Raw genomic sequence first — 22733 nt, forward strand, 5'->3', positions numbered from 1 at the left:
GTAGCCCATGGCTACCCTTTTTTTTCACCTGAAAGAAATTCATCCACCTTATTATTCACGTCAGCATTCACTAAAGTTCTCATTTTACCCGCTTCATCTTTTTTATTATAAAAAGCAGCACCATCAAAACTTTGGGAATGAGTCAAATTCCCCGTCCCTTGTATCTGCCTAATACGACGGTACATCTCTTCCAACAACTCGCGGTTCGACGGTCGCGTATCTTCACTATCGTTCAGTTTGATACGCAATGCAAAGGTGAGTAAATCACGCACAGCATCGGCATCATTCATTTGGGTACGTTTCTGATACTCCGCAAAGTCCTTCTCTAAATCACCTTTAACCGCAGATTGTAATACTCGACTTCTTGCCATTTTAGATTTCTTCCTTAGATTTAAAATCAATATAAAAGTAATGTGAATCAAATACATTTCAATATCATTATAATCATAAAAACCTCTGAGAGCCACGAAATTAAAGGTCTAAATTGAAATCAAATACACTTACAATTAAATCTCAATACCCTTTCTCCCAACCATTGCCCGAATTGGGCTAAATTGAAATCAAATACAATTACCGTAAATCTCATTACGATTAAACATGCTAATTAGTAAAGATTTTAAAAATTTTTAACACTGCATTCTACCGAGCGCAATTTAGTATAAGTTACTGTTTTTAAAGGACTAAGTTCATTTCAGACAACCATTTAAATCGAATTTCGATTTAGCGTAGGGTGTGGTGACTTTCAAAAGCCTCCGACTTCTCGGACGCTTTCTATCGGGCAAAAGAATCTAATCAGTGGGATCTGGAGAGAAGCGAAAGACAAGAGCCGACCAGGTGGCGATTGAATCGGTTAATATCGTGAGTTAAAAAAGGAAAGAAAGGAAGGGTGGATAAGGCATGATAGTCAAGACCCTGCACCATAATGGTGCAGGGTCTTTTATTTAAGATTTAGCTCATAATAAACTGATTGGACTTTTTGGATGTATATTTTTCTAGCGTTCTCGGTGCGCTCATGAAATCCCGCATTATACGCACCGACACTATTCCAATTATATCCATGACTGGCAAAGTTCGAACTTAACACCCAAGCACCCAAATAAACATTAAAGCATGGTTCATAAATGTTCGTTTCGTTTATATTAAAATCGGATAACTTATCAAACCAATGAGAATTAATTTGCATCAAACCAAAATCACGACTAACAACGTGACCGGATTTATTTTTATTTTCATTGTACGCGTTAGGGTTTAGGCTACTTTCTACAGTAGCAATCGACTTTAAGAGCCTGGGTTCGACATTGTAATACCGCCCTGCTTCATCAAAGCAAAACGCCTTACTGAAGCATGGGAATAATAAACTTAGGTAAAATAAAGATCTCATATTGGAAACCTCTTTAGTTAAAAAATATATTTTAAATATTAAATAATGTATTTCAAGAAAAAGCCATGAATAATATTCATGGCTTCAATAATTACGCTGCTATTCTTTTCTTGTTACCACGCTTCACTATCTTGGAACCGTGCGATTCTCTAATATCATCAAGTGACTTGCTTGAGCCTCTTCTTTTTGCCGTCCCTGTTTTAAAATACCAAGCGGTTTTGTTTTTCGAGTAAAAGAACTTACTATCTTTCAACTTTTCTTTGTGTCGCTTTGTTTCTCCTGTAACCCAAATCCACGTACCACAAATTTCTATATTTAGACCATCTAAGTTTTTAATCTGGTCAATTGCTCTTTTCAGAATTTCACTCAAGTTTTCGCTTTGGCCGTCGGCTTCGCCAGTAAATGTAACTTGGTCAAACTTTCTTAGTGATTCCCAAGCTTGATTTAATAATTGGCTGAAGTGAACATCACCGCCCTCTTTGTCTGGGTGATATTGGTTGATAAGCTTGCGAAATACTTTTTTAACTTCATCTCTAGAATAGGTTTCGTTTTCTTTGTTCAGTTTAAGAATTGATAGTGCATCGTTGATATTCATTTTCGTTCCTTGGTAGCGGCGGCATTGCCTAAGTTATTAGTGGATATTTTTCTTGTTTCGGATGCTAAGTTTTATCTGGCTTGGTGTCTTAACAGGAAGACTTGATATGTTGTAATTGATCGCAGTGGCGATAAAACCATCTTTCGTTGATTGAAACAAAATCGAAGGTGTCAGAGACTTGTATTTAAAAGTAAGGCATACACCGTGAAAATTAGCATCTTGAATAAGTTCAATATTGCCAAATTCAACAGGTGAAGCGTTTATAATTTCACTCTTGATTGATAGGATTTGCTGATAAGTCCAACGACGATTTTTATTAACGATGGCTTTCGTATTTGAAAGAAAGCCCGATGCCTTGATAGATTGAATTTCGTTTTCTAATGAACCCGAAAGTACATCACTTTGATAATCAGAGAGCAAGCCAGATAGAGTTTTATACTCTTGATTAACTGGGGCAATAAAAGGTAGCTCTCTCTTATAGAATTTTGGTTGAATCATTTTTTGTCTCCAAAGTAGCGGCGGTATTGCCTAAACGATTTTTAAAGTTACAACTAAGTGCTAGTAATATTTGATTGAAGAATCTAATTAAAATCCCAACGATTGCACAGCCACCAACCATCCAATTCGTGGTCACTTCCCCAATAGTCAATTCGCTCTAGTCGATCAAAAAGGGCTTCGGTTTCATGGTTAAGCAATGCATCGCCTGTAAATTTAGATGGGGTCGCAGATACACGACCTTTGACTTTATAAAGGTAATCTGTCAATCCATCGTGCAAAGACTCGCCCATTGTGCAGAAAGCATCATGGCGCAATTCACAAGCTTGATCGAGTGAAAGACCTAGTTGGAGCAGAAGAGGGATGGCGGGCAAACTTTGGTGGTCAGCTGCGAGCCAATTCGCTTGCTCTAACCATTCGGACATATCAAAGTTCTCTAGCTTGTACACTGGCATAATCCATCCCTCTAGTTACGGGTAAACAAACAAGTAGGCGTTTCTAATTGGCTCGATACTGTGTTACAGTCTTAAGGAAGGGGAGCAAGTCCCCTTGTCTTAAAAGTGCCTAACAAGCGTAATGATTGCGGTTGTTAGGAGGATAACGGTTAGTGGTATTTGGATTGCGAGTCTAATATTGTCTAACCGTTTATTCCTTATTTCGAGAATGAGCTTTTCATTCTCCTTTTCGAGTTTTTGCCTTTTTGTAAGTTTCATCCCCTTATCTCTTCTTTAAAAACTATATACATTTTAATGATTTAAGCTTAAAAAGTCAATAAGGAAATACATAAATAAGGGGTTTCGACCCGAAGGGATAAGCGAAGCGATACAGCAGAATCAAAGCGCAATAGAACAGTAAAGCTACTGCACACCAGACGAACTCTGAGCGCGTAAAGGGGTGTTGCCTGACATATCGCATATGCCAGGCTTAGAATGCGTGAGAGTGGCTCACAGCGCCCCCAGGAGCCCGACCGCACCTTGCCAAGCCCTGCGAACCTGTAAGCGTGTACTAGATCATACGTTCGCAATACTTAGCTAAAGTATTGGCTTCATGTTGAGTTTTACAATCGTGCAAGCACTCGATCCCGCCATCGATGCAGTGACCGAAAACAGACCAACATTTAACTGGCGTACCTTCTTCAAGATTGCTTTCCAAAAAGGGCTCCAAAGTGATGTCTCCGCCCTGATTTTGGTGTTCAATGCAAAACATTACCTCGATACCATCGTAATCCGTCCAAATAGGCTCAAGCTCTTTTGGCATGCAATTCCAACCGTTGGCCAAGATATCGTGGATCAACACATTATCATTTTTAGGGGAGCCTTCGGGGTCTAGCGTCGAAACGCTAGTCGCTGTTAAGTCATTAGAGACAGTTTGCTTGTCATGCGATGGAAACATAGTGGGTTCTCCTTTGTTGTCTGAATATCACTTTCTTTTTCGCCTGACTTCTTTTTCTCAGATTAGTGGTTCTCTTTTGCAATGGCGCGTAGCGGCTTCGCTTTACATTGCAAAAGAGGTTCCGTTCTGAGATATCTAGAAGTCAGAGCAGAAATGGGAAGTGGTATGAGCAAAGGAGACAAGCCACGGTTTCAGCGCATAAAGCATTACTGTCTCTTATGGCGTAGCAGTGAGAGCTCTTGCGTTAAGGATTGTTGGCCTGGAACTTAGAGCCACAGCAAGCTTGCTTGCTATCAGTGGCTCAAGTTAGCGGTCAGAGGAGCGTAGCGACGGAAAGCCTGGCCGCGAAGCGGCAACGCCCTGCTCAATAAAGTATTTCAAAAAAAAGAGATGAATAAGTAACACAACCTGACACTTAATCTGCTGAAGAATGATCCGCCCCACTCCCCGACTCAACTTGATTAACTTTCCCCAATGTAATCCAACGAAAACGATGAAAAGCCTTAAATCGCTTTTGAACATTTTTTAATGAAGAGAATGCCTGAAGTGTTACTTCTGAATATCCAGGCCCACAAAATGCAGCTCATTTTGTTTGAGCCTTTGTATCTCAAGAATGAAGTTTTGAATTGATATGATGTCTTAAGTGTGGAGAAAGTAGAGCGACGTTTACACGCCGCCCACTTTGAGAAAGTTATAGGCTAGGTTCTGGTTGGTAGTCTTTAATGCAAATGTGTTTTAAAGGGTTGCCAATGTAAGCACATGAAAAATCTTGTAGCTGGCTTACGATATGCTCAGCATCGATGTTGATGTATACGGCCAGTTCGTCAGCATACATATGTAATGACACTAGTGTTTCTTTGTTTGCTATCATACTCATGCAGTCGTTCAAAAACGCACGATCAATCTTAAGAGATTGAGATAGGAATTGTGCCAGGTCTATTGTCGGTTTCATGGATTTCCTTCCTGAATAGTCTTTTCAGTGTATAAATGAACAAGGCAGTTCACGGTGCAAGTTCAAAGCTGACCTCAAAAAGTCGAGTATCATAGCGGCAGCACTTAACCTCTATTTGGTTGTACCTTCGATATCGATTCACCAACTCTTCATGCAGGTTTATTGCTGAAGACTCATCTGTCATTCTCACGAAAGCGTAACCATCATTCGCATAGACATACACAATGCAGTCTAGGTACTTTAAATAGTTCGGCTCGTTTAGAGCGAGCCACTTATGACCACACCCATAAACAACCTTCTGAAACTGTCGGTTATTGATACTCATGAACATTCTCCTTGTTCGATAGAGTAGCGGGCCAGCAGCCCGCTAAGGTGTTAAGCGGCTATGTCTTTTAGTACGGGTAAAACTTCACGTACAAAAGCATTTTGGGCGTTCAATGTATGCTTACGAACCCAGGCATAGTTTCTGTGTCGAGAGCACTTAAACGCATTACTTTTTAAAATGCTCCGCACCTCTTCACTAGGCTTAGTGGTGAAGTGAATTGCAATCTTGTTGTCCTCGGTCAATTCGTATTCAATGCCGTTGTCCAGGGAGTCATTGAGTTGATTTGATTCGCGCCCTTCTTCAAGCTTCTTCTGCTCTTTTATGCGTTGTTCCGTTCGCTTGATCTCTTGAGAGCGGTTGGTCAATGAATAACTAGGAAACGCAACAACTTTTGAGGTAATGCGACAAGGTTTAAGCAAAGTGATCGCTGTGTCTTCATAGAGGCCGAACGACGTCTGAAGATCTTTAATCAGTTTGTCGATGTCATTTTGAGTCGCACCGGCTTTTAACTGGCCCTTGGGATACACTTTGCGCACCATCTTGTTAATGGCTATCCACATTTCTTTTTCTTTGACCAACTGTTCAAGCTTGGCTTCCAATTGCTGAAGAGCGCTAGCGGAGTCACTTTTGATCACAGTGCCATCACCTTCTGGAAGGAGCATTTTTACCGCTCGTTTATACAGCTGCTTTTCTCTCTCTGCGATGGCGTCATATTTGTTCATAGCGGAAGCAAGACGCTTTCTGTTGCGCTCGACGGGAAAATTTGCAGGGCCAGTAATGGCCGATGACATACAAACGGATTCAGCATGTATGTAGTTGATAAAGAGTTGATCGACTTCTTTTTGAAAGTGTTTATGGATCTCTTCTAAATATTGTTCACAAACCTTCACAATGCCGTTCGCTTTGGCGGTAGTAATGGCCTGGTTCAATTGGACTTTGAAACCTTCACAACGCTGTGCGTAATCGACAACAACAAGAACGCCCTTGCGTTCAGGGCTGAATGAAGTCGCATGAAATGCGCGTTCAGCTGTCGACAAGTCGATAGCTGAAACGTACTGGTTGTGCTCAGGGTGTTTTTGTAGATGTTCAGCAAGTAGTTTTTGGCTGTAGTTCATGTGGAAATCTCCAAAGTAGCGGCGGTATTGCCTTGATTTCGAAATTAATTTTACTCCCGACCAACTATAAAGTCAATACGAGAATTTAAATTAAATCAAAAAAGGGGCCATCAAACCAGGCCCCTTTGGGTACTATGCTGCTACACATTCACCATGGAATTTTTTCAGCTGGCTTCTTAGCGAATTGATGCGGTTCAACGCTCGCCAATCACTCTCAATGTTGTCATTCGAATCTGGAACTAAACACTGTTTAATGTTCTTCAAAAACTCGATGGATGCTTGGCCATCCTCTTCGGCAAACTCCCCAACCACTTTATAGATTTTTGCGGCGGCGTCTTCTATCTGCTCTTCCGTCACTGTGTCACTCCATTTATTTCCAACAATGGTTGCGATTACCGTTGCGTCTTCGTTAGTGAAGTCTTGGCCCATCTGACCTAACACAACCTCTTCAACTGCTTGCTCTTCAGCTTGAGGTTCTGGCTGTTGAACAACTTTCGGTTGCTCGAACTCACCGAAATATTGCTTTTCTAATTGCGCTTGCTCTGTATCGAGAGGGCAGCCAACGGCCAGTTGGAGCTTATTCGCTGTCAGCATTACGCCTGTGCTATCAGGTTTCATCTTTCCGCTGACTTGATCGAATGCCCTGTCTTTAAAGTCATCACTCCAGCGAGACACATCCAAATCATCCAACTTAGACAAATCTACTTTGTCGAAAGAAATGAAGTTAGTGAGGATATTTTTTGCTGCCAGTGCTAGCGCCTTAAGAAAAACCGCGTACGTGTTTAAATGAGTTTCGCGATGGTCCCTTGCATCATTCAATCCAAAGTTCAATGCACTCCATCCAGTATGACGGCTGAATGTCATCCAAAACTCTTTAGCAATTTCTTTCTGTTCCGTAGTTAGCTCTTCTTTAGCTTGTTTGTTAGTTAAGCCCAGGAAGCTTTGAGTCGCATCTCGAATAGTCTTCAGTGAGAAGTAATTAAGGTTTGATCCGGTGATAGCATTGCGCTCAAAATCGACCATATCTTTAAAACACGTGAGATCCGTGGCCAGCTCAACAGCAAATTTACTCATTGGATCTCGGTGGTCATAAGCAATCGAAATAGCCGCAGGCGGCTTGGCCAAGTTGTTGTTGATATCACTAAATCCAATTTGGCGGTCAGTTAATGACAAATCAGTGTAAGCCATAAAAGGCACCTGGATTGTGCTCAAATCAAGGTCTTTCAATTCCGGATCAGTCGCAATTTTTTTAATCGCGTATGCTGAGCCAGAAGAGCGGTGTTGGCCATCAAACAATTTAATGGTGCTATCCATTGAAACTACTAACACGCCTTGAGACAGCATATTAACATCATCGGTACGTTTGACATTGAGCACCTCATAAACATCAAAAAACGTCGCCGGCTTACTATTGACAGGGGTATCGATCAAACCCACTACACTCGGGAAGATATAAAAGCGATTTTTCTTCACATTATCAATCAGATAGTCGCCAAATTTTTCAGCTCTTTTATTGTTAACGGCACGCTGTGAGCGATCTAGAGTCGACCCCTTATCGTCCAGGTTTAGCATTTTGACCAGCACCTTTAGCGGCACATTGATCTGGAAGTATTGAGTGTGTTGAAGGCCGCGAGTCGCAGGGAAGCGGTAGCTGAACGGTTCGTTAAGTAGCATTTTTTCCAACATGATGAATCTCCAAAGTAGCGGCGGTATTGCCTTGATTTCGTTGTTAATTTTAATCCCCACCGCCTAAAAAGTCAATAGGGAAATTTAATAGTTTTAGCTTAATCTGCAAGGGTGACGTCTAAAACCTTAAACCACTCATCCTCAATATTTTCAATCGTTTTGGATCTGAGTGACGCACTAATGGCTCTAACGTGAAGCGTTAATGTTTCGCCGTCTTCAGTTTCTACCAACACCTCTGCGCAATATACTTTTGATTTATTTGTCATCGCTGACTCTCCAATTTTGCATGCAAAATTATGGGCCGCTCGCACGGCCCTCAACCTTAGTACATCTTTTGCCACTCGATAAAATCAGAATCACCCCACTGCGCTGATTGATACTCAGGACTATTTTCAATCAGAATGTCTTTCATAATGCGACGTAACTCTTGAAAGTGCGCCCAACATTTGCGGCTTTCGCAAGAGACCACACCATCCTCAGCACAATGATAGATAAGGTAATCAATTGCTTTCACGGTAGCCGCAATTTGCTTGTAATCCGCTTTTGGGCGGTGGTTCGTTGGAGCAACTGAAGGGTCACGACGCTTGTACGATTCAAAGGCTTCAATCTCTTCGTGAGGATAACGAAGGCGATAAGCGCGATGATTGGCCACATGAAACAAGCGGATCAAGTTAAGTACACCATCACTTGGAGAGCCAAAAAATGGGTCAGGATCTAAAGAAGCCAAAAAACCTTTAAGCGTGTCGGCATTATGCAACTTGCCAGAGAAAGCAATGGAAGAAAGAGAAGATTTAAGGTGAGCCAGGAAGTCATCACCAACATAAAAACATGACATATTAAAGTCTCCAAAGTAGCGGCGGTATTGCCTTGATTTCTTGAGCTATTTTAAGCTTTTACGCTTAAAAGGTCAATAGGGAAAATTAATAAACTAACAATCAAAATAGAGTTTATCGATATCCTTGTATGGTTGATAACAGTCTAAGATTTCACCCAAAACAACAAACCGAGTGACTTCGTCCTCCTGGCGACACTCACCGCCGTTCTGGGAGGTGAACAGCTTCAGAGCTTCAATGGCCTCCTGGTAACTATAAGAGCTCTCTCTGAGCGCTTCAGCGAAGCCAATCAAGCCTTTAACCTTGCTCGCTTCCAGGACAAGGTTTTCAAAACTCACATTCAGTTTCATCTAGTTACCCATTTGCCAGGCGAAAAAACCGATAGTAGCAACAAGAGACACAATCGAAACGATAACAGTGATCTCAACGATGTTCCTTTCAAAGCTCTCAAGTAATTTCATTTTACGATTCCTTTTTGGCTGAAGGTGTACCAATAGAGTTTACACAATGATCATACTCAAGCTTAAACTTTAAATACAGTTCGTAAGCTTGTGAATATTGTTCCTCTGTGATGTCTTTACGGCCTTTAAGTACCCAAAGAAAGTCTTCAGAGATCGACAGTGCGGCCCCTTCAGGCTTGCACTCTTCAGCGCTAGCGTTAGAAGTACAAACAAGCAGTGAAGCCAGGACAAGCCATTTAACAGAATGTAGTTTAATCATGCTTTTCTCCTTTTTTGAAAGTATGAGTATTGTACTTGTCCACACTTAAAAAGTCAATAAGGAAAAACAATAACTAAATAATGTCGACCCGAAGGGATAAGCGAAGCGAGACAGCAGAGCCAAAGCACAAAAGAACAGTAAAGCTACTGCACACCAAAGGGATGCTAAGCGTGTGAAAATGTGTTGCCCAACCTAACCCATATGCCAGGCCGCGACTGCGTGAGAATGAAGCACAGCGCCCCCAGGAGCCCGACCGCACCTTGCTAAGCCGAGCGAAGCGACCTACGGACTGTCATCACTAGATGAACATTCAGTGGAACTGATAAACCAATGACGACTCACTAAGATTCACATAAAGAATTGCGTTAAGGATTGTTGGCCTGGAACTTAGAGCCACAGCAAGCTTGCTTGCTATTAGTGGCTCAAGTTAGCGGTCAGAGGAGCGTAGCGACGGAAAGCCTGGCCGCGAAGCGGCAACGCCCAACTAAAAAGAAAGGATCATTTTATCGACCAAAGATACTCAAACCTTTGTCAGTAATACGCCAATAGATTTTTGAAGAGTTACGGCCAAAATTATTACCATATACAACCTCACCATCTTTGTTAAGCACTCTTCTTTCTACGAATCCAGCTTCTAACAAAGCATAAAGTGCCTTATGTGAATTACTCAGACTTGGAACATCGAGAAGATTACTTTTGAGAGAATTGGCTTCAAAGAACACCTTCCCTTCATCATCACGATCTCTTTCGACCTTGCCTTTATCCAGGTCTTGGTCACAAAGATTCATTAACGTAAGAAATTGAAAACATAAAGAAACTCTGGTTAATTGAGAAAGTTCTTGAAGGTTTTTGGTATAAGTTTCAAAGTTCACACTCATGATTCACTCTCTTGCTTCATCTTTTTAATATCACACACCGCATCGACACAAACTTTAAGCCACAAAAAGCCCAATTCACCTTCCAGGTTCAGCGGTAGAACTTTAGACAACTCGTCATAATTCGGCTCATCACCACCACGTTCACGAACGAACAGGGCAATCATAGCGAACCACTCAGACTGTTTAGTTGGTGTCCACTCTAATTCCATCAAGCAAAGGTAAGCAGACTTGGCCAACCACTGCGGTAAATGTTTATATTTTTCTGGTTGATAAACACGTTGTCTTAACCAGTCAGCGCTCATAGACTCTTTTTCAGTCAGTTCATGCTTCTTGGCCATATCAAAAAGCAAAGCTGCACTTCTGTCTCGATCTTCTCTAGATTTTTCAGCGGCATTCAAAAACGCCACAACAAGGGTTCTGTACTCGTCTTTTAGACGTTCATTGTAATTATCAATTTTCATTTGTTTGTCCATTCGTCGAAAACGCACCTGTTACACTTGCGCTCTTGACTACATTTCTTTGTTAGCTTCTAGAGCAATATCAAACCAAGGGCCGATAAGGTACTCCCACTCCTGGGTGATACGGTGGCCGTTAAGCAGTAAATAACGCGCTGCAATAGCTTTGCTTAATTCATCATTGGGTTGCCAATCGTTATCAATTAGGTAGTCAAAAGCTGCACGACACGCCCACTGTGGTGCTTTTTTAGCTTTAACCCAATGTTTTAGAGATTCACCTGGTGGGGCGCTCCGATAAGTGATGTATTTTCTTTCAATAGCAATGTTCGTTAAACACTCTGCTGCCTGAGTGCTTGAACCATCGAACTGATAAGAAAACCACTTAATCAAATTGGCTCGTTTGGGGTTAACCACGCGAGCCAATGTTGTTTTAGCTGTCATATCAACCAGTGTAATAGCCAATCAGCTCAATATCAGACGCAGATACACTCTGCGCCTCTGGAGCATCATCTAGCAGCACCATGAGCTCACCATCTACGGCATTTCCAGTGATATCGATGACACCGTATGCACCATCAACTTTTACTCGAATCGCTTTAGCTTTGCGATCTTTTTTGGCGGGTGTTAGATTATTTTGCTCTTTCTCTGAAGCATCGTTTGACTTCTTGCTCTTAAGTTCCTTGGTCAGCTCTTGCGCTTGTTTACGCGAAACAGCATCACCGCTAGACAGTAAGCTCTCTGTGGCATCAGGGTTTAGTTCATGGGCTATGCGAAGCGAATTGATGGTATCGACATCACCAATAGTTCCCTCGCTATAAGCGTTTTTCACCACTTCTGGCGCTTCAATTGCCTTTAAGTATGCGCTGACTTTAGGTGTAGAAATACCTAATTTCTTGGCCACACCCTTATTATCAAGGTCGTTCTCTTTTTTACCTTTTTCGATGGCCATGCCGATTTCAAAAGGAGTCAAATCTTCACGAATGATATTTTCAGCAAGCTGGCCCCAGATGGTACCAGGCGCTCGAACGAGACAATCTAAATGCGTGATCTTGTCACTCATCTTAGCTCCTCTCCAACGGCGCTCGCCCTTTTGAATACAGTAACCACGAGAATCACGCTCACTGACAACAATAGGTTGGATTTGCCCTTCTTGCTCCAAGCTAAAAGCCATTTCTTCAATACTTTCAGCGTTAAAGTTCTTTCTTACCTGTTCGGTACTGTAAATATCTGTTTTGGGAATGCGAACAATCTGTTCACCAGGAAGTATCGCGACTGCTGATTCATCTAACAAGTCAACGCCTTCTAATGCCTCTGCTCTATTTCGTAAGCTCATGCTTTCATCTCCAAACGAGTTTGAAATTCATCGACAAATGCATTAAACCCAAAGTCTTCAGCATGTTTCGGAGAGAACTCGACCAATGCTTGACCAGTTTCAATGGCTTCAGAAACACGAACGGTTTTATATAGTTTGTTTTCAAAAACCAATGATGGATAGTGTTTTCGTAAGTCTTGTTCTTTCTCAGCTTGGTTCTTAGGCGCTGGTCGCTCGGCAAGATTGATAACGATACCGATAATTTCAAGGTCTGGATTCAAGCGCTTTTTAATTTGGGCTTGTGTCGTCATTACCTTATCGACACCTTTAATGGATTGTCCTTGAGCCTGAGAGACAATCAAACCTTTGTTAGATACAGCTAACGCTGTATGTTGCAATGCGCCAACACTAGGCGGGCAGTCAATAAATATGTAGTCGTAGCTGTCTTTAATAGCATCTAAGCTGTCAGCGAAATCAAACATATTGTCTTGGGTTACGCTAGCTAACTTTTTCGAACTACCCATAACATGAATATTCTCGTTCACGGCATACGGTTTCGCTTCCACAACGCCGCTAAACATGTACATAACATTGCTCGGGTGCTCGCCACTTTCAAAACCTTCCATTGAGGCAAGCTCAGGGGCTAGTGCTTCGCCTAAGTTATTTTGTGGGTCGAAATCCAAGAACAGACAACGCTTGCCTTGCAAGGAAAGCGTTTTGCCAAGGTTGACACATACTGACGTTTTACCCACGCCGCCTTTTTGATTAACTATACAAATGATAGTGCTCATTGTTGATACTCCTTTGAGAATGGCGTTAACGCCTGATTACCTTACCTATATTACGCCTCAATCATAAAAAGTCAATGGGGAAATACATTAATTTTGCATGCAAAATTGTTACTAATATTGAAAGCTCCCGTAATTGATACGTGTTAACTTTTTCTTCTTAACTACTTGCGTAGTGATGCTTAGTCGAACATGAGAATAAAAATGAGATAATGAATATGAAGAGAAGTGGGCTTAGCATCTTATCAGGGCAACATCGAACCAGGAGGAAAGAATTTGCGCACTAATGAAAATAGACTGTTTAATAATATTGAAGGTGTCCAAAGAATCGAATACGCATGTGGATGTGGTAAAGGTTATTACCGATTTAGAAAAGACATCGAGCGAATAGAAAAGCACGGTCAACTCCCGCACACATGTACGGCATGTCAAAAACTAGTATATTTTGTCATGCCGTACCCAGCGCTGAGTTACAAAGGGAGGGTTTTTGTAGATTTCGACACCATCCGTGGTGAAGTATAAAAAATTTTGCATGCAAAATTTTCGAGAGTAGGGTTAAGCGAAATTAGCTGTAGAGACGATCCTCCCTAAGTTATTGTTTCGATCTTATCTTTGCCAGTGTTATTTTTGATAAATATCTACCGATCATCACGGTAATAAAAAGAGCAAGCATTCCTATTATAGCTCCATATTTATAAAAAATGTCGACAAGCCCTATCCAAACAATTGCAATGGTTCCGAGTAAAGCTATAAATTTTAGTATTGGCATTTTTCCCCACTATTGTGAAATGGTTTCTTGAGTGGGTAAGAAACCTTTTGGAAGGATAAGATCACCATGCTCTGACAACTGCTTTTGATATTCAGCCAATGAGCTAGAATCCAGCTCAAATTCAAGTGTTAAGAATCGCTGCTTAATCGTTTGTTTTGGCTTAGATAGGTATTGCTTTAAAACAGTTTCATTAGCAATTGTGATTGATTCTTGCGAAATGAACTGAACACCAACAATGTTCTTTCTACCTAATCGCGCCAGTTCAAAAACATCCTTCGCACCGTCTTCATAATCGAGTTCAACGATCTTATGTTGTCGTGCCTCTATTGCTGTAATTGCAGCTTCTTTACTTGTGACTTTCTTTACCGAATATTCCATAATTTCCCCTTAAGAATCGTTAGAAGCTTTACTTGTAAGGTGATCATCGACATGAGCTTCTAGTACTACCTTCGCTTCATTCGCCTTCTGATCAACTTTAGCCTGTGCTTTAGCATTCAAATGCTTCAACAAGTGACTAACCAAAGGTACGTTGTCTAACTTATTAATTGCATCGGCTAACTTAGAACTTTTATCAATAGCATCAATAATCGGATGATCAGAGTTGTTATAGTCAGATATAAGCTTTCCTGGGTTTTCACTGTTAACTTGAAGCAAATTGAATAATAGTCGCGTCCTCAGCTCTCCACTGGAATCGTCTTCACCTATTTTGGATATCTGAGTAGATAGCCCTTCGAATGTCTTACTCGAAACTTCCTTGTGAGTATATTCTTCAATAAGGCGCTTGCTAAGTTTGTAACTTTTGTTTGAAGAGTAAGCCACCCATAAGATTGGAGCATATACGGGCAACATTAGCGAAAAGATAGTCGGCGTATCCTTTATAACTGTGACAAACTCTTGCCCTTGAAATAACACACGAAAAACACTGTATAGCAGTGGTATCGATGAACAAATAATTAAGCCTACTATTGCTACGAAGAAAGACTTTTCATGCTTTTCTAATTGTGTTTTCTCTACCTTGATCTTTTCTACATAAGCCCCTGACAGCCCAGCTGTTAACGCGGAAGGTAATAATGCATTTATCTTGCTAACAATACCCTGATACTGTTCATTGGCAGCATTAATTGCATCACCAGTTTTTTCATTAAAAAAGTCTTCTAGCTCTTGCAATTTAATTGACTGAGTATCAATAGTCTTTGACAAATCATTCGACAAAATTGAAAGATCGTCTCTAATCTTCTGATAACTAGTTTCTAATTGCTCTTTCAAACCTTCAACTTGTTGAATTTCTCCTTCATCATCTTCATAACTATGACCAAAAATACCTTCATAAAGCTGACGGATCTCTTTCCTTTCATTAGTTGCATTGTTTAGAAGTGTTTTAAGAGTTTTTGTTAGCTTTTCAGAACTTTCTACTTGCTCCGTTATAGTCTCGATACGTTGAGATAAAGCATTTTTTTCTTCAATTAACTCTTTTAGCTCTTGAATCGTGCTTTCAGACTCAAGTTTAGTTTCAACTAATTCGCTTTTTTGGCTTTCAACGACAGAAAGAGCCTCGGTGATCTCAGTCTGTTGATTAATGGATTTTTCATGTGCAGAAGATATGGATTGCTTCAACTCTTCAACGAGTTCTTTGCCCTCTTCGACACTCTTTACTATCTCTTGTATTGCTTCAAACTGCGACGTGGCTTTATTCTTAATTTCAGCTGTTTTTCTTTGATTCCCAACTGTCTTAGAAAAGTGCTCCGGTGCTGTTTTCTCTAATGTAGATAAAGATAACTGTGCTTTTTCTAACTCACCACCAAGCTCATTTACCCGTTTCCATAAATGATCTTTTTCTTCATTAATTAGGCGTTTCAGCCGATCTTCTGATGTTTCCCACACAAATTTTTTCCTTAACAACGTTTTAGTGTTCTATCGTGATACTTCATTGTTGCCGCACCAATAGACACTGTGCTTACAGCGAAGAAAGCAAACCAACGATAATTTAGATATTTAGTTACGGCTGATAATGCATCGGTTGGTACTGGTACTGTCCACGCAACAATGAAGCTGATTACGCTACCTAACATAAGAGCAACGGTAATAATTATCCCTGCTTTAATTTTCCAATCAAAGAACTCAAAAAACATGATGTATTTTTATCCCTTTTGTTCGTTGTCTTTGTTTGGTAGGCCATTCACGGCGTCTAAGTCACGCTGTTCCCCTGCCTTTGCTATCCGTGATAACTGGCGTTCGGACTTACCCCAACGTTTTGCGATTTCTTCAAACTTCCAACCTTTAGCGTTTGCTATAAGTTGAAACTCTGTAATATTTCTACCCGTCATATATGTCTAGTTTATTCCAATTTAATTACCTGTCAAATATGTCCAGCTTACTAATCACCAGTATTTCGATTCTCAGGAGCTAACAACGACTCAAAACGTTCTAAGTTTTTGATATTACACTCTTGATTGAATTTTTCTTCAAACCCTAATACTGTAATAAGCTCTCGTTTAGAAGTGGATAGTAAGTAAATAGCGTCCGTGTGCTCATTGAACATTTTTAGAAGAAACTCAATAGCATCAACTCGATTTCGAGTGGATCTACCTTTCCACGCTGGCTCATGATGGAATAAACGATTCCTGAACTTATTTAATGCTCCCATTTTCTGAAATAATGTATTGAGTTTAACTCTCTTCTCTCTAGCGTTCGGGAAACACTTATCCAACTGTGTTTGCCATAGGTTATGGTCTCTATTGCGAGGGTTGTTGTAGTCTCGGTGTAACATGTGAACCCAAAATCCGAACGGTAATCGAGAAACAAGATCGTTACTGGTATATCGAGCGCCTACATCCTTTAAACACTGGTGTTCTGCAAAATCGACTTGTTTTCGAGACTCTTGACTTAGAGGAATTCGCTTATACCATTCATCATCTTCAAAGCATTCTGTTGCTGATTTATGGATTGAATTTCTCAACGTCACTTCAAGTAACTGAACTACTGAGAAAAACTGAGACATTATACTTTGCATCGCCATATAAACGGCTATCAACTCACTATCAGATTTACAGTCGAGCACCTGACGATAGGTCTCTAGTTTTTCTGTAGAAAGTCCTTGCTTGATCTCTTCCAAATCCAAATTATTTGCCCTCTGTATCAAGGTTGTGTATTATTAGACACAACTGAGGTTAATCCTCTTGTTGTGATAGCCCTGTCCTCTTCCGCTGGAAACAGTATTGACAACAGGTAGCGAGTTTAAGAGCCACCCTTTCGAGGGTGGCTCACTTGTTTGTAGCTAATAAAAGCACACTACATACACCTGTCATATATGTCTAGCACATTTAAAAAGCCATATCTGCAATTGCTAGCATACTCACAGTATCTGTCTCTATAAGTCTTAACGTGGTTTCAAGAGTTTTATTGCCAAGCATCAAATGGATAGTAGGGACACCAACACCCTGACGTTTAAGCCTTACAGCAAATGTACGCCTCCCGCTTAGAATACTAGGCTGCTCTATACCTGAATCAGGTAACAGTCGTTTGATATGCTCATTTAGAGCATTGCAATGATAAGTTGTATTACCTTTTTCTGTAGTTCTACGCTTGATTTTAAAGTGGTCGCCATTGCTTCATTTGAAGAACGGCTCATCTTCATCAAAGCCGTTATATAGGTCGGAATGATCACCATCTTTTTTACGCTTCTCAATGTAGCTCTTGATTAGGTTTTGTAACTTAATGTTGGACAGGTAAAAGTCTCGGTTTACTTCGCCTTTGACAGTAAAGCACTTTGCCAGTTGTCCGTTCTTCTTAACAATATCTCGAACCTGTACGCGACAAATTTCTAACGTACTCATGCCACTACCAAGAAAGAATCCCATTAAACAAGCGTTAAGCTCTGGCTCTGGTGTCTGGGTAATGACTTTAAAGACCCAAGTTTTGTCTTTCTCCTCGATGAGCGTTGGTAGTGCCATGTGTGTAATTTCCTGTTTTACATGAAGAAACACACACGCTAACAGTGAATAGTTGAGAAATCAGTGATCTAGGTATTGGTGTTATTAGCTTTGGGGGAAAACGCGGCCATTAGAATAAAGGTCAAAATTTGCACACTTATTTGAACCCATATAAACTGCAATCAAACTAGGTTCAAAAAAGTATGGTGATATATGTCTGTATATTTAAGCCTTGGTAAAGATAAACAAGGCAACTTTCATCACATCGACTCGCAGAAATCAGGAAAAGGTAACTTGGCCTGTCCTTTCTGTCACTGTCCTTTAATCGCTGTAAAAGGCAAAACTAAGGCAGTTCACTTCCGACATGATGGTGAGACGTGCAATGAGTCTTTGAATGAGATCCCGCAAATTCCCGCTTGGCATCACTTTCACCTCAACTATTCGCTAGAGATCATCGACGCTTTAAAGGACGGCTATCAAGCGGATAGCAAGTCGCCCAACGTATTTCAACACTGGAAGTCTGGGTTGCATCGCTTTACACGTACAGCCCAACGAGAACTGCTTAGCCGTGACGACTGGACAGATAACCTTATCTTCACCGATACCGCGAGAACTATCCTTGGTAGCTTGCCGCTACTTGGGTTTAGCCAGTGGATGCGTAACACCTTACAAATGCGCGTTCACACATTGCGCGAAGCCATTGAACAAGGGACTCAACATCGAGCATGGCTAGAAATAGAGGCGCACCGTCAGCAAGCCATTCTCAAAGCGTCACTGTATCTGTTTGAGTACCAACTAGAGGATAACAGCGTTATTCACAAAGTTGGGAGAACATCGAGAGAGCCAGAACAACGCTTAAAAGAAACGGTACTCGATCTAGAAAAAGCCACAGGCAAAGCCGTGGTAAAAAGCACTATTTTGCGCAAAGTTGCGAATTGTGGTCACGTTGAAAAGTATGTTTTTCATCGTTACAACAATCGGTTAGCTAACATTGGCTCACACACGGAATACCTGGTGCTTGATGTTAAATCATTGAAGCGATTGAAAGCAGAATTTACCAAGCTGACGAACAACCTAGAATCCTTCAACAAAGCGGAACGATTTATTGTTACTGGACGATGGAAGTATGAAGAAAAACGCCTAGCAGCATCTAAACGAGGCATCGAGCTAACCCAACGCGAAAGCGGTAAGTTTGGACGACCTAAAGGAACTACAGTCAGCACTGACGACTTTCTGGTTAAGCACTCAGATATAGTCACTAGCTTAGAACGTGGGCGCTCTATCAACCAAACAGCCGAATTTACAGGTAAAGGACGTTCAACCGTGAAGCGCGTAAAAGCAGCCTTGAATAAATGAGGGGAAAACGGGCGCACCAAGGCGGTGCGCCCATTGGGGCTACAACTCGAACGTGACCAACTCAAACCCCATGTCTTTCGCGTCATTAGCTAATATCAAAATCAGCTAATTACGATACAACATAGTGGAATGGTTAAGGTAATTGATGAGCAGTTGCTGTTAAAGATTCAATTTGAACTGTTTTACCTGAAATAGAAACGTCTTTGGTATAAAGACTTTCTGCTTTATCCCATTCTAAAAACGCCTGGTTAGCTATTGTTTGAATAGTAGCTAAATTCACATCGTATTCTTGCGTTAAACTCAAAGGAAACTTGAAATCATAACTGAGCCAGACGCCATTTTGCTCGGGACGCAATACATTTTGCCAGGCAGAGTACTGGCTACCACAACTATCATATTCAAAATTGCAAATCTCAAAATCCTTACTTTCCGGTAATTGAGATAAATATAAGTAAACATCATAGTTTTGATATTCAGGCATAGCTTTAGTATTGCTAAAACTTAATACAACAACACTGTGTGCCCCTGCCTTGGTTCCAATCTCAATATGATTTGTAATAGGTGGGATCGTTGCAGTGTTCGTACAACCCAATAGCACCACTGATATACCTGCTGCAAATAACTTTTTTTTCATAAATAACTCTCACTTCACTGGATATCCAACCAGTTTAATAATAATTACACCACTATACAATCAACATCCTCATCAATATTTAATGTGTCATTATTTATATAGGTTCATGCTGGCTGCTATATGCTTGCATGTAGAGTCAGTATGAAGCCGACAGAGCGAAGCGGCGTCAGTATCACTAATCTAGAGAAAACTGATCATTTTGAGGATTAAGGTCAAAAAACCAAGCGAAACAAAAGCCTGTTACAACTCGTTAACATTCGCCAAAATTCTGTAATTAACTTTCAAGCGGGAATTGGTGAGTATCGAGAGGGAAGTTGGGTGATTTCTGCCATTCCGTAGCGATTAGAGAATGAAGCCTGCAAAAATCACCCTAATTTGGCCTATTTAACATATTGTACACAATACACACCAACAATAACCGTGCGGTAAAAAAATATATAAGCGTCTTATTATTTTTTAATTGAACCGCTCGGCGCAATCCCGTAGCTGGCGCAGCCAGTCGAAGGGTGAGCAAGCGGAATATCACTAATCTTTCTCTATGGCACTGCCACTGTAAAGCTATTTTCTTATAGATCGATCAAGCAGAACATGCGTACATAACTGACGGGCAACGCTTCGGCGTTGCTGTGTCGGATTTGTGTGATGGATAACTATTCGTTCGTTCCTCACGAAAGTTACCCACACTCAAATCAGGCGTGGCTGATCTTGTTAATTAATTCTTATATCTATTAATTCTTATGTTTTGGTTACAACTAAATCTTTAGGGTTCCCTATTATAGAATCTTTATGGATTCATACTTAATAATCTGTAGGGGGTGGGTGAATCATGACTTTTTGATGACTTGTGTCATGAATTAGGAGAGTTTAGGGGAGGGGAATTGGTGTGTGGAATGAGGGTTGTGTGACTTGTATCACATGCGTTTTATTAAGGATGTGGCGAGGCCTACCGAGCCAACGGTATAAGATTAATTCTGTATGCTTATTCAGGTGGTGAGTAGTCTTCCCATTCTGGTTGATAAGAACCAGGTGAGCTTGTTGTATGTGATTCTCTAAGTAATTGCTCTACATGCTCTACTCTTGAATTGATGTTTGCTTGTTGAGTTTGGTTTTCTTTCTTCTGCTTTCTCAAATTGCGGTTGAGCATTGCTTGGGCTTTGCTGTAGAAGAGGCCAAACTTCTCAAGGACAAATTCATATTTATTAGCTATTTGTCGCGGTGCAGATTCGCCGTCAATTTGGATAAACTGAGGGGTAGAGATAAGTAAACCTAGCTCTTTTGCTTTCTTAATAAGAGTTGTGATGTGGTTGGGGCAATAGCCAGTTCTTTTGGATAGCTGCTGACGATTTGGGAATGCACATTGATTATGGACGTTAAAGAACGTCGCTATGCCAGCAAGTAAGTTTTTTACTTCTCGCGGAATAGACTCATTCATTAGAACTGCGTTTTCTAATTGATGATGATGAGTGAGGAGGTTTAGGTTATCTGTAGACATAAGACAAGCCTCTATCACAGCTATTCAATGTCATAATACTTGGGCATTGATTTGCTTTATAAAGATAGAAGAGTCTTGAGTGTTTAGAGGCTCTAGTAGAGCTCGGTGATATAGTTTTCATTTTTGATTCCGATAGATTTTTAGGTTTGTTTAGATTGAGAGTCCAAACAATGAATTTTTAATGTACATAAAATTTGTGAAAAGATCAAACATCTTGAATTTTAGATACAAAAAAGCCGCTAGCTATCGGAACTAACGGCTTTTTGCAAGTGCTATATAGTTAGTTTCTCAGGCTAACACACTCTAGATCTTAAAAAATACACTACATAGTAGACTATGTAGTAGCGTGCTATGTAATGCACTTTTACTTTAAGAACGTGCGAAGATGATAGCAACAATGCGTCATCTTGTAAAGTGTGATAGCGGTTTAAAGTGAATCAAAACTAAGTGGTTTTATATTAACTTTTTTGTTGGAAGGTTTGAAGATATCCCCAGTCTCTAAATCTATTTTATAACCCTTTGTTATCCAACGACTGACTTCTGATGCACTTATGTGAGAGTTGTCTTTTAAGAATAGTTTTTGGTTCCCATGGGCGGAGCCATATCGACTATTTATGTATGTCAGAAAAGATATGTTCACTACTGTTCACTGTTTTATGGAAATCTAACTTGTTAGTTTACCACTTCTTATACCGCCAACAATAAACGCTCCGCCCTAAAACTTCTAATTAGTTCCCACATCACAAATTTTACATATTTGTATATTTAGCACTTTTGTATATTTTACAAAAGTGTAAAATATGACATTCCTAACACTAACAGCAAGTAGTTTCTGCTTTAAGCGTATGAATGATTTAAAAAATATTGGTAGGTTCAATTACCTGTTCCCTGAGCTTACTTGTAAGCAATACAAGGTATTGGAAATGTATGCCTCTGGTGCTCCCCAAAAACAGCTAAGTATTCAGCTTGGTATTTCAACTGACACTGTTAAAGAGCATCTGTCCTTGATTAAGAAGAAGTTGGGCTGCCAAAACACACTGGAAATACGTTACGTGTATTTAACCAGGGTTATGGCTGTTATAGCTGCGAAAGTGGCGAGTTTATGAGTGTTACCCCCCCCCTTTTTTGGGGGGTAACTAAACTTTATAAATTGCAATACCATGCAATCCAACGTGATTCATATCAGTTTGTATTACTTTGATCTGATTCATATGTAATTTGATTTATTTCATTATGGAAAATCTATGAAAAATCAAGAAAAAGTAAGTATTACAGTTGTGCTTACAGGCGAGTCAGCCAAAAGATTTAAGATTGCTGTCGAGAAGTCTGGCCGCACGAATCGCTCAGAGGCTAGATTGCGGATGAAAGATCATTTAGAGCAATTTACAGAGATATCTTCGATAGGCTCTCGTGTAGAAAGAAAATAGTATCGAGATTCTGTCGGTATTCGAAATTTAGCCTTAGAAATGAGGCTTGAAGGTAGGCTGCCTTCACTAATGCAGAAAGCGCCGCAGAGGGGCGCAGGTGTGCGTAATATACCTAAATAAATTCAGGAGCCTTATCTGGGGCGATGTCCAAAGCTATTTTTCTATTTAATTAAGCGTGCTTGTTGAATGGTTTAGTAGG

30 protein-coding genes are annotated in these 22733 nt (G+C 40.5%); 3 read left to right on the plus strand and 27 right to left on the minus strand.

Features of this window, described 5'->3' with window-relative positions; translation table 11 throughout:
* Positions 1-11: 11 nt before the first annotated feature.
* From QUF19_RS26190 to QUF19_RS26310, 25 genes are all read right to left on the minus strand, one after another.
* On the minus strand, positions 12-371 hold the full coding sequence (locus QUF19_RS26190) for a hypothetical protein (RefSeq protein WP_286303340.1): 360 nt from the start codon (positions 369-371) through the stop codon (positions 12-14).
* A 566-nt stretch (positions 372-937) separates the two neighbouring features.
* The gene (locus QUF19_RS26195) at positions 938-1381 is read right to left on the minus strand and encodes a lytic transglycosylase domain-containing protein (protein ID WP_171731786.1); all 444 of its coding nucleotides are present in this window, start codon (positions 1379-1381) and stop codon (positions 938-940) included.
* A 91-nt stretch (positions 1382-1472) separates the two neighbouring features.
* Positions 1473-1976, minus strand: coding sequence for a J domain-containing protein (locus QUF19_RS26200; RefSeq protein ID WP_171731787.1), 504 nt, complete (start codon positions 1974-1976; stop codon positions 1473-1475).
* Positions 1977-2012: 36 nt separating this feature from the next.
* Positions 2013-2474, minus strand: a complete 462-nt coding sequence (locus QUF19_RS26205; RefSeq protein ID WP_171731788.1) for a hypothetical protein — start codon at positions 2472-2474, stop codon at positions 2013-2015.
* Between the two features lie 83 nt (positions 2475-2557).
* The gene (locus QUF19_RS26210) at positions 2558-2926 is read right to left on the minus strand and encodes a hypothetical protein (RefSeq protein WP_171731789.1); all 369 of its coding nucleotides are present in this window, start codon (positions 2924-2926) and stop codon (positions 2558-2560) included.
* Positions 2927-3476: 550 nt separating this feature from the next.
* The gene (locus tag QUF19_RS26215) at positions 3477-3863 is read right to left on the minus strand and encodes a hypothetical protein (RefSeq protein WP_171731790.1); all 387 of its coding nucleotides are present in this window, start codon (positions 3861-3863) and stop codon (positions 3477-3479) included.
* A gap of 691 nt (positions 3864-4554) precedes the next feature.
* Positions 4555-4815: a hypothetical protein gene (locus tag QUF19_RS26220; protein WP_171731791.1), complete on the minus strand. Its 261-nt coding sequence runs from the start codon at positions 4813-4815 to the stop codon at positions 4555-4557.
* A gap of 49 nt (positions 4816-4864) precedes the next feature.
* A complete protein-coding gene (locus QUF19_RS26225; RefSeq protein ID WP_171731792.1) occupies positions 4865-5140 on the minus strand; it encodes a hypothetical protein in 276 nt (91 codons plus the stop codon).
* Between the two features lie 50 nt (positions 5141-5190).
* Entirely contained in the window at positions 5191-6255 is a 1065-nt protein-coding gene (locus QUF19_RS26230; protein WP_286303349.1) for a hypothetical protein, read from the minus strand.
* 132 nt (positions 6256-6387) lie between these two features.
* Positions 6388-7941, minus strand: a complete 1554-nt coding sequence (locus tag QUF19_RS26235) for a DNA sulfur modification protein DndB (RefSeq protein ID WP_171731794.1) — start codon at positions 7939-7941, stop codon at positions 6388-6390.
* Positions 7942-8039: 98 nt separating this feature from the next.
* A complete protein-coding gene (locus QUF19_RS26240; RefSeq protein ID WP_171731795.1) occupies positions 8040-8207 on the minus strand; it encodes a hypothetical protein in 168 nt (55 codons plus the stop codon).
* 56 nt (positions 8208-8263) lie between these two features.
* On the minus strand, positions 8264-8776 hold the full coding sequence (locus tag QUF19_RS26245) for a hypothetical protein (protein ID WP_171731796.1): 513 nt from the start codon (positions 8774-8776) through the stop codon (positions 8264-8266).
* A gap of 93 nt (positions 8777-8869) precedes the next feature.
* Positions 8870-9124: a hypothetical protein gene (locus tag QUF19_RS26250; protein ID WP_171731797.1), complete on the minus strand. Its 255-nt coding sequence runs from the start codon at positions 9122-9124 to the stop codon at positions 8870-8872.
* Between the two features lie 112 nt (positions 9125-9236).
* Positions 9237-9494, minus strand: coding sequence for a hypothetical protein (locus QUF19_RS26255; RefSeq protein WP_152471428.1), 258 nt, complete (start codon positions 9492-9494; stop codon positions 9237-9239).
* Between the two features lie 503 nt (positions 9495-9997).
* Positions 9998-10372 (minus strand): hypothetical protein, encoded by a 375-nt coding sequence (locus QUF19_RS26260; protein ID WP_171731799.1) that lies wholly within the window; start codon positions 10370-10372, stop codon positions 9998-10000.
* Complete coding sequence (locus QUF19_RS26265; RefSeq protein ID WP_152471430.1) at positions 10369-10833, minus strand: hypothetical protein; 465 nt, start codon at positions 10831-10833, stop codon at positions 10369-10371. Before QUF19_RS26265 ends, QUF19_RS26260 begins: the two co-directional genes overlap by 4 nt.
* Before the next feature lie 48 nt (positions 10834-10881).
* Entirely contained in the window at positions 10882-11289 is a 408-nt protein-coding gene (locus QUF19_RS26270; RefSeq protein ID WP_286303321.1) for a hypothetical protein, read from the minus strand.
* Positions 11270-12160: a ParB/RepB/Spo0J family partition protein gene (locus QUF19_RS26275; protein ID WP_286303322.1), complete on the minus strand. Its 891-nt coding sequence runs from the start codon at positions 12158-12160 to the stop codon at positions 11270-11272. Before QUF19_RS26275 ends, QUF19_RS26270 begins: the two co-directional genes overlap by 20 nt.
* On the minus strand, positions 12157-12930 hold the full coding sequence (locus QUF19_RS26280) for a ParA family protein (RefSeq protein WP_171731801.1): 774 nt from the start codon (positions 12928-12930) through the stop codon (positions 12157-12159). Before QUF19_RS26280 ends, QUF19_RS26275 begins: the two co-directional genes overlap by 4 nt.
* Before the next feature lie 775 nt (positions 12931-13705).
* A complete protein-coding gene (locus QUF19_RS26285; RefSeq protein WP_286303323.1) occupies positions 13706-14074 on the minus strand; it encodes a hypothetical protein in 369 nt (122 codons plus the stop codon).
* Between the two features lie 9 nt (positions 14075-14083).
* Positions 14084-15577, minus strand: coding sequence for a coiled-coil domain-containing protein (locus QUF19_RS26290; protein ID WP_286303324.1), 1494 nt, complete (start codon positions 15575-15577; stop codon positions 14084-14086).
* 11 nt (positions 15578-15588) lie between these two features.
* Complete coding sequence (locus QUF19_RS26295; protein WP_286303325.1) at positions 15589-15825, minus strand: hypothetical protein; 237 nt, start codon at positions 15823-15825, stop codon at positions 15589-15591.
* A gap of 9 nt (positions 15826-15834) precedes the next feature.
* The gene (locus QUF19_RS26300) at positions 15835-16020 is read right to left on the minus strand and encodes a hypothetical protein (RefSeq protein WP_017086662.1); all 186 of its coding nucleotides are present in this window, start codon (positions 16018-16020) and stop codon (positions 15835-15837) included.
* 50 nt (positions 16021-16070) lie between these two features.
* Complete coding sequence (locus QUF19_RS26305; RefSeq protein ID WP_171369526.1) at positions 16071-16814, minus strand: hypothetical protein; 744 nt, start codon at positions 16812-16814, stop codon at positions 16071-16073.
* A gap of 490 nt (positions 16815-17304) precedes the next feature.
* On the minus strand, positions 17305-17646 hold the full coding sequence (locus QUF19_RS26310) for a site-specific integrase (protein WP_286303326.1): 342 nt from the start codon (positions 17644-17646) through the stop codon (positions 17305-17307).
* Positions 17647-17838: 192 nt separating this feature from the next.
* Between QUF19_RS26310 and QUF19_RS26315 the strand changes: the two genes are divergently transcribed.
* On the plus strand, positions 17839-18981 hold the full coding sequence (locus QUF19_RS26315; protein WP_286303327.1) for a GIY-YIG nuclease family protein: 1143 nt from the start codon (positions 17839-17841) through the stop codon (positions 18979-18981).
* A gap of 133 nt (positions 18982-19114) precedes the next feature.
* On the opposite strand, the gene QUF19_RS26320 is transcribed toward QUF19_RS26315, so the two are convergent.
* Positions 19115-19615 (minus strand): hypothetical protein, encoded by a 501-nt coding sequence (locus QUF19_RS26320; protein ID WP_286303328.1) that lies wholly within the window; start codon positions 19613-19615, stop codon positions 19115-19117.
* A 979-nt stretch (positions 19616-20594) separates the two neighbouring features.
* On the minus strand, positions 20595-21107 hold the full coding sequence (locus QUF19_RS26325; protein ID WP_171731778.1) for a hypothetical protein: 513 nt from the start codon (positions 21105-21107) through the stop codon (positions 20595-20597).
* An 800-nt stretch (positions 21108-21907) separates the two neighbouring features.
* Here QUF19_RS26325 and QUF19_RS26330 point away from each other — a divergent pair.
* Both QUF19_RS26330 and QUF19_RS26335 read left to right on the plus strand, forming a co-directional pair.
* Positions 21908-22213 carry a helix-turn-helix transcriptional regulator gene (locus tag QUF19_RS26330; protein ID WP_241906938.1) on the plus strand — a complete coding sequence of 102 codons (306 nt, stop codon included), beginning with the start codon at positions 21908-21910 and terminating at the stop codon, positions 22211-22213.
* A 138-nt stretch (positions 22214-22351) separates the two neighbouring features.
* Positions 22352-22534, plus strand: coding sequence for a TraY domain-containing protein (locus tag QUF19_RS26335; RefSeq protein WP_102353101.1), 183 nt, complete (start codon positions 22352-22354; stop codon positions 22532-22534).
* Positions 22535-22733 lie beyond the last annotated feature (199 nt).

The sequence above is a fragment of the Vibrio sp. FE10 genome (assembly GCF_030297155.1).
Classification (GTDB): domain Bacteria; phylum Pseudomonadota; class Gammaproteobacteria; order Enterobacterales; family Vibrionaceae; genus Vibrio; species Vibrio apostichopi.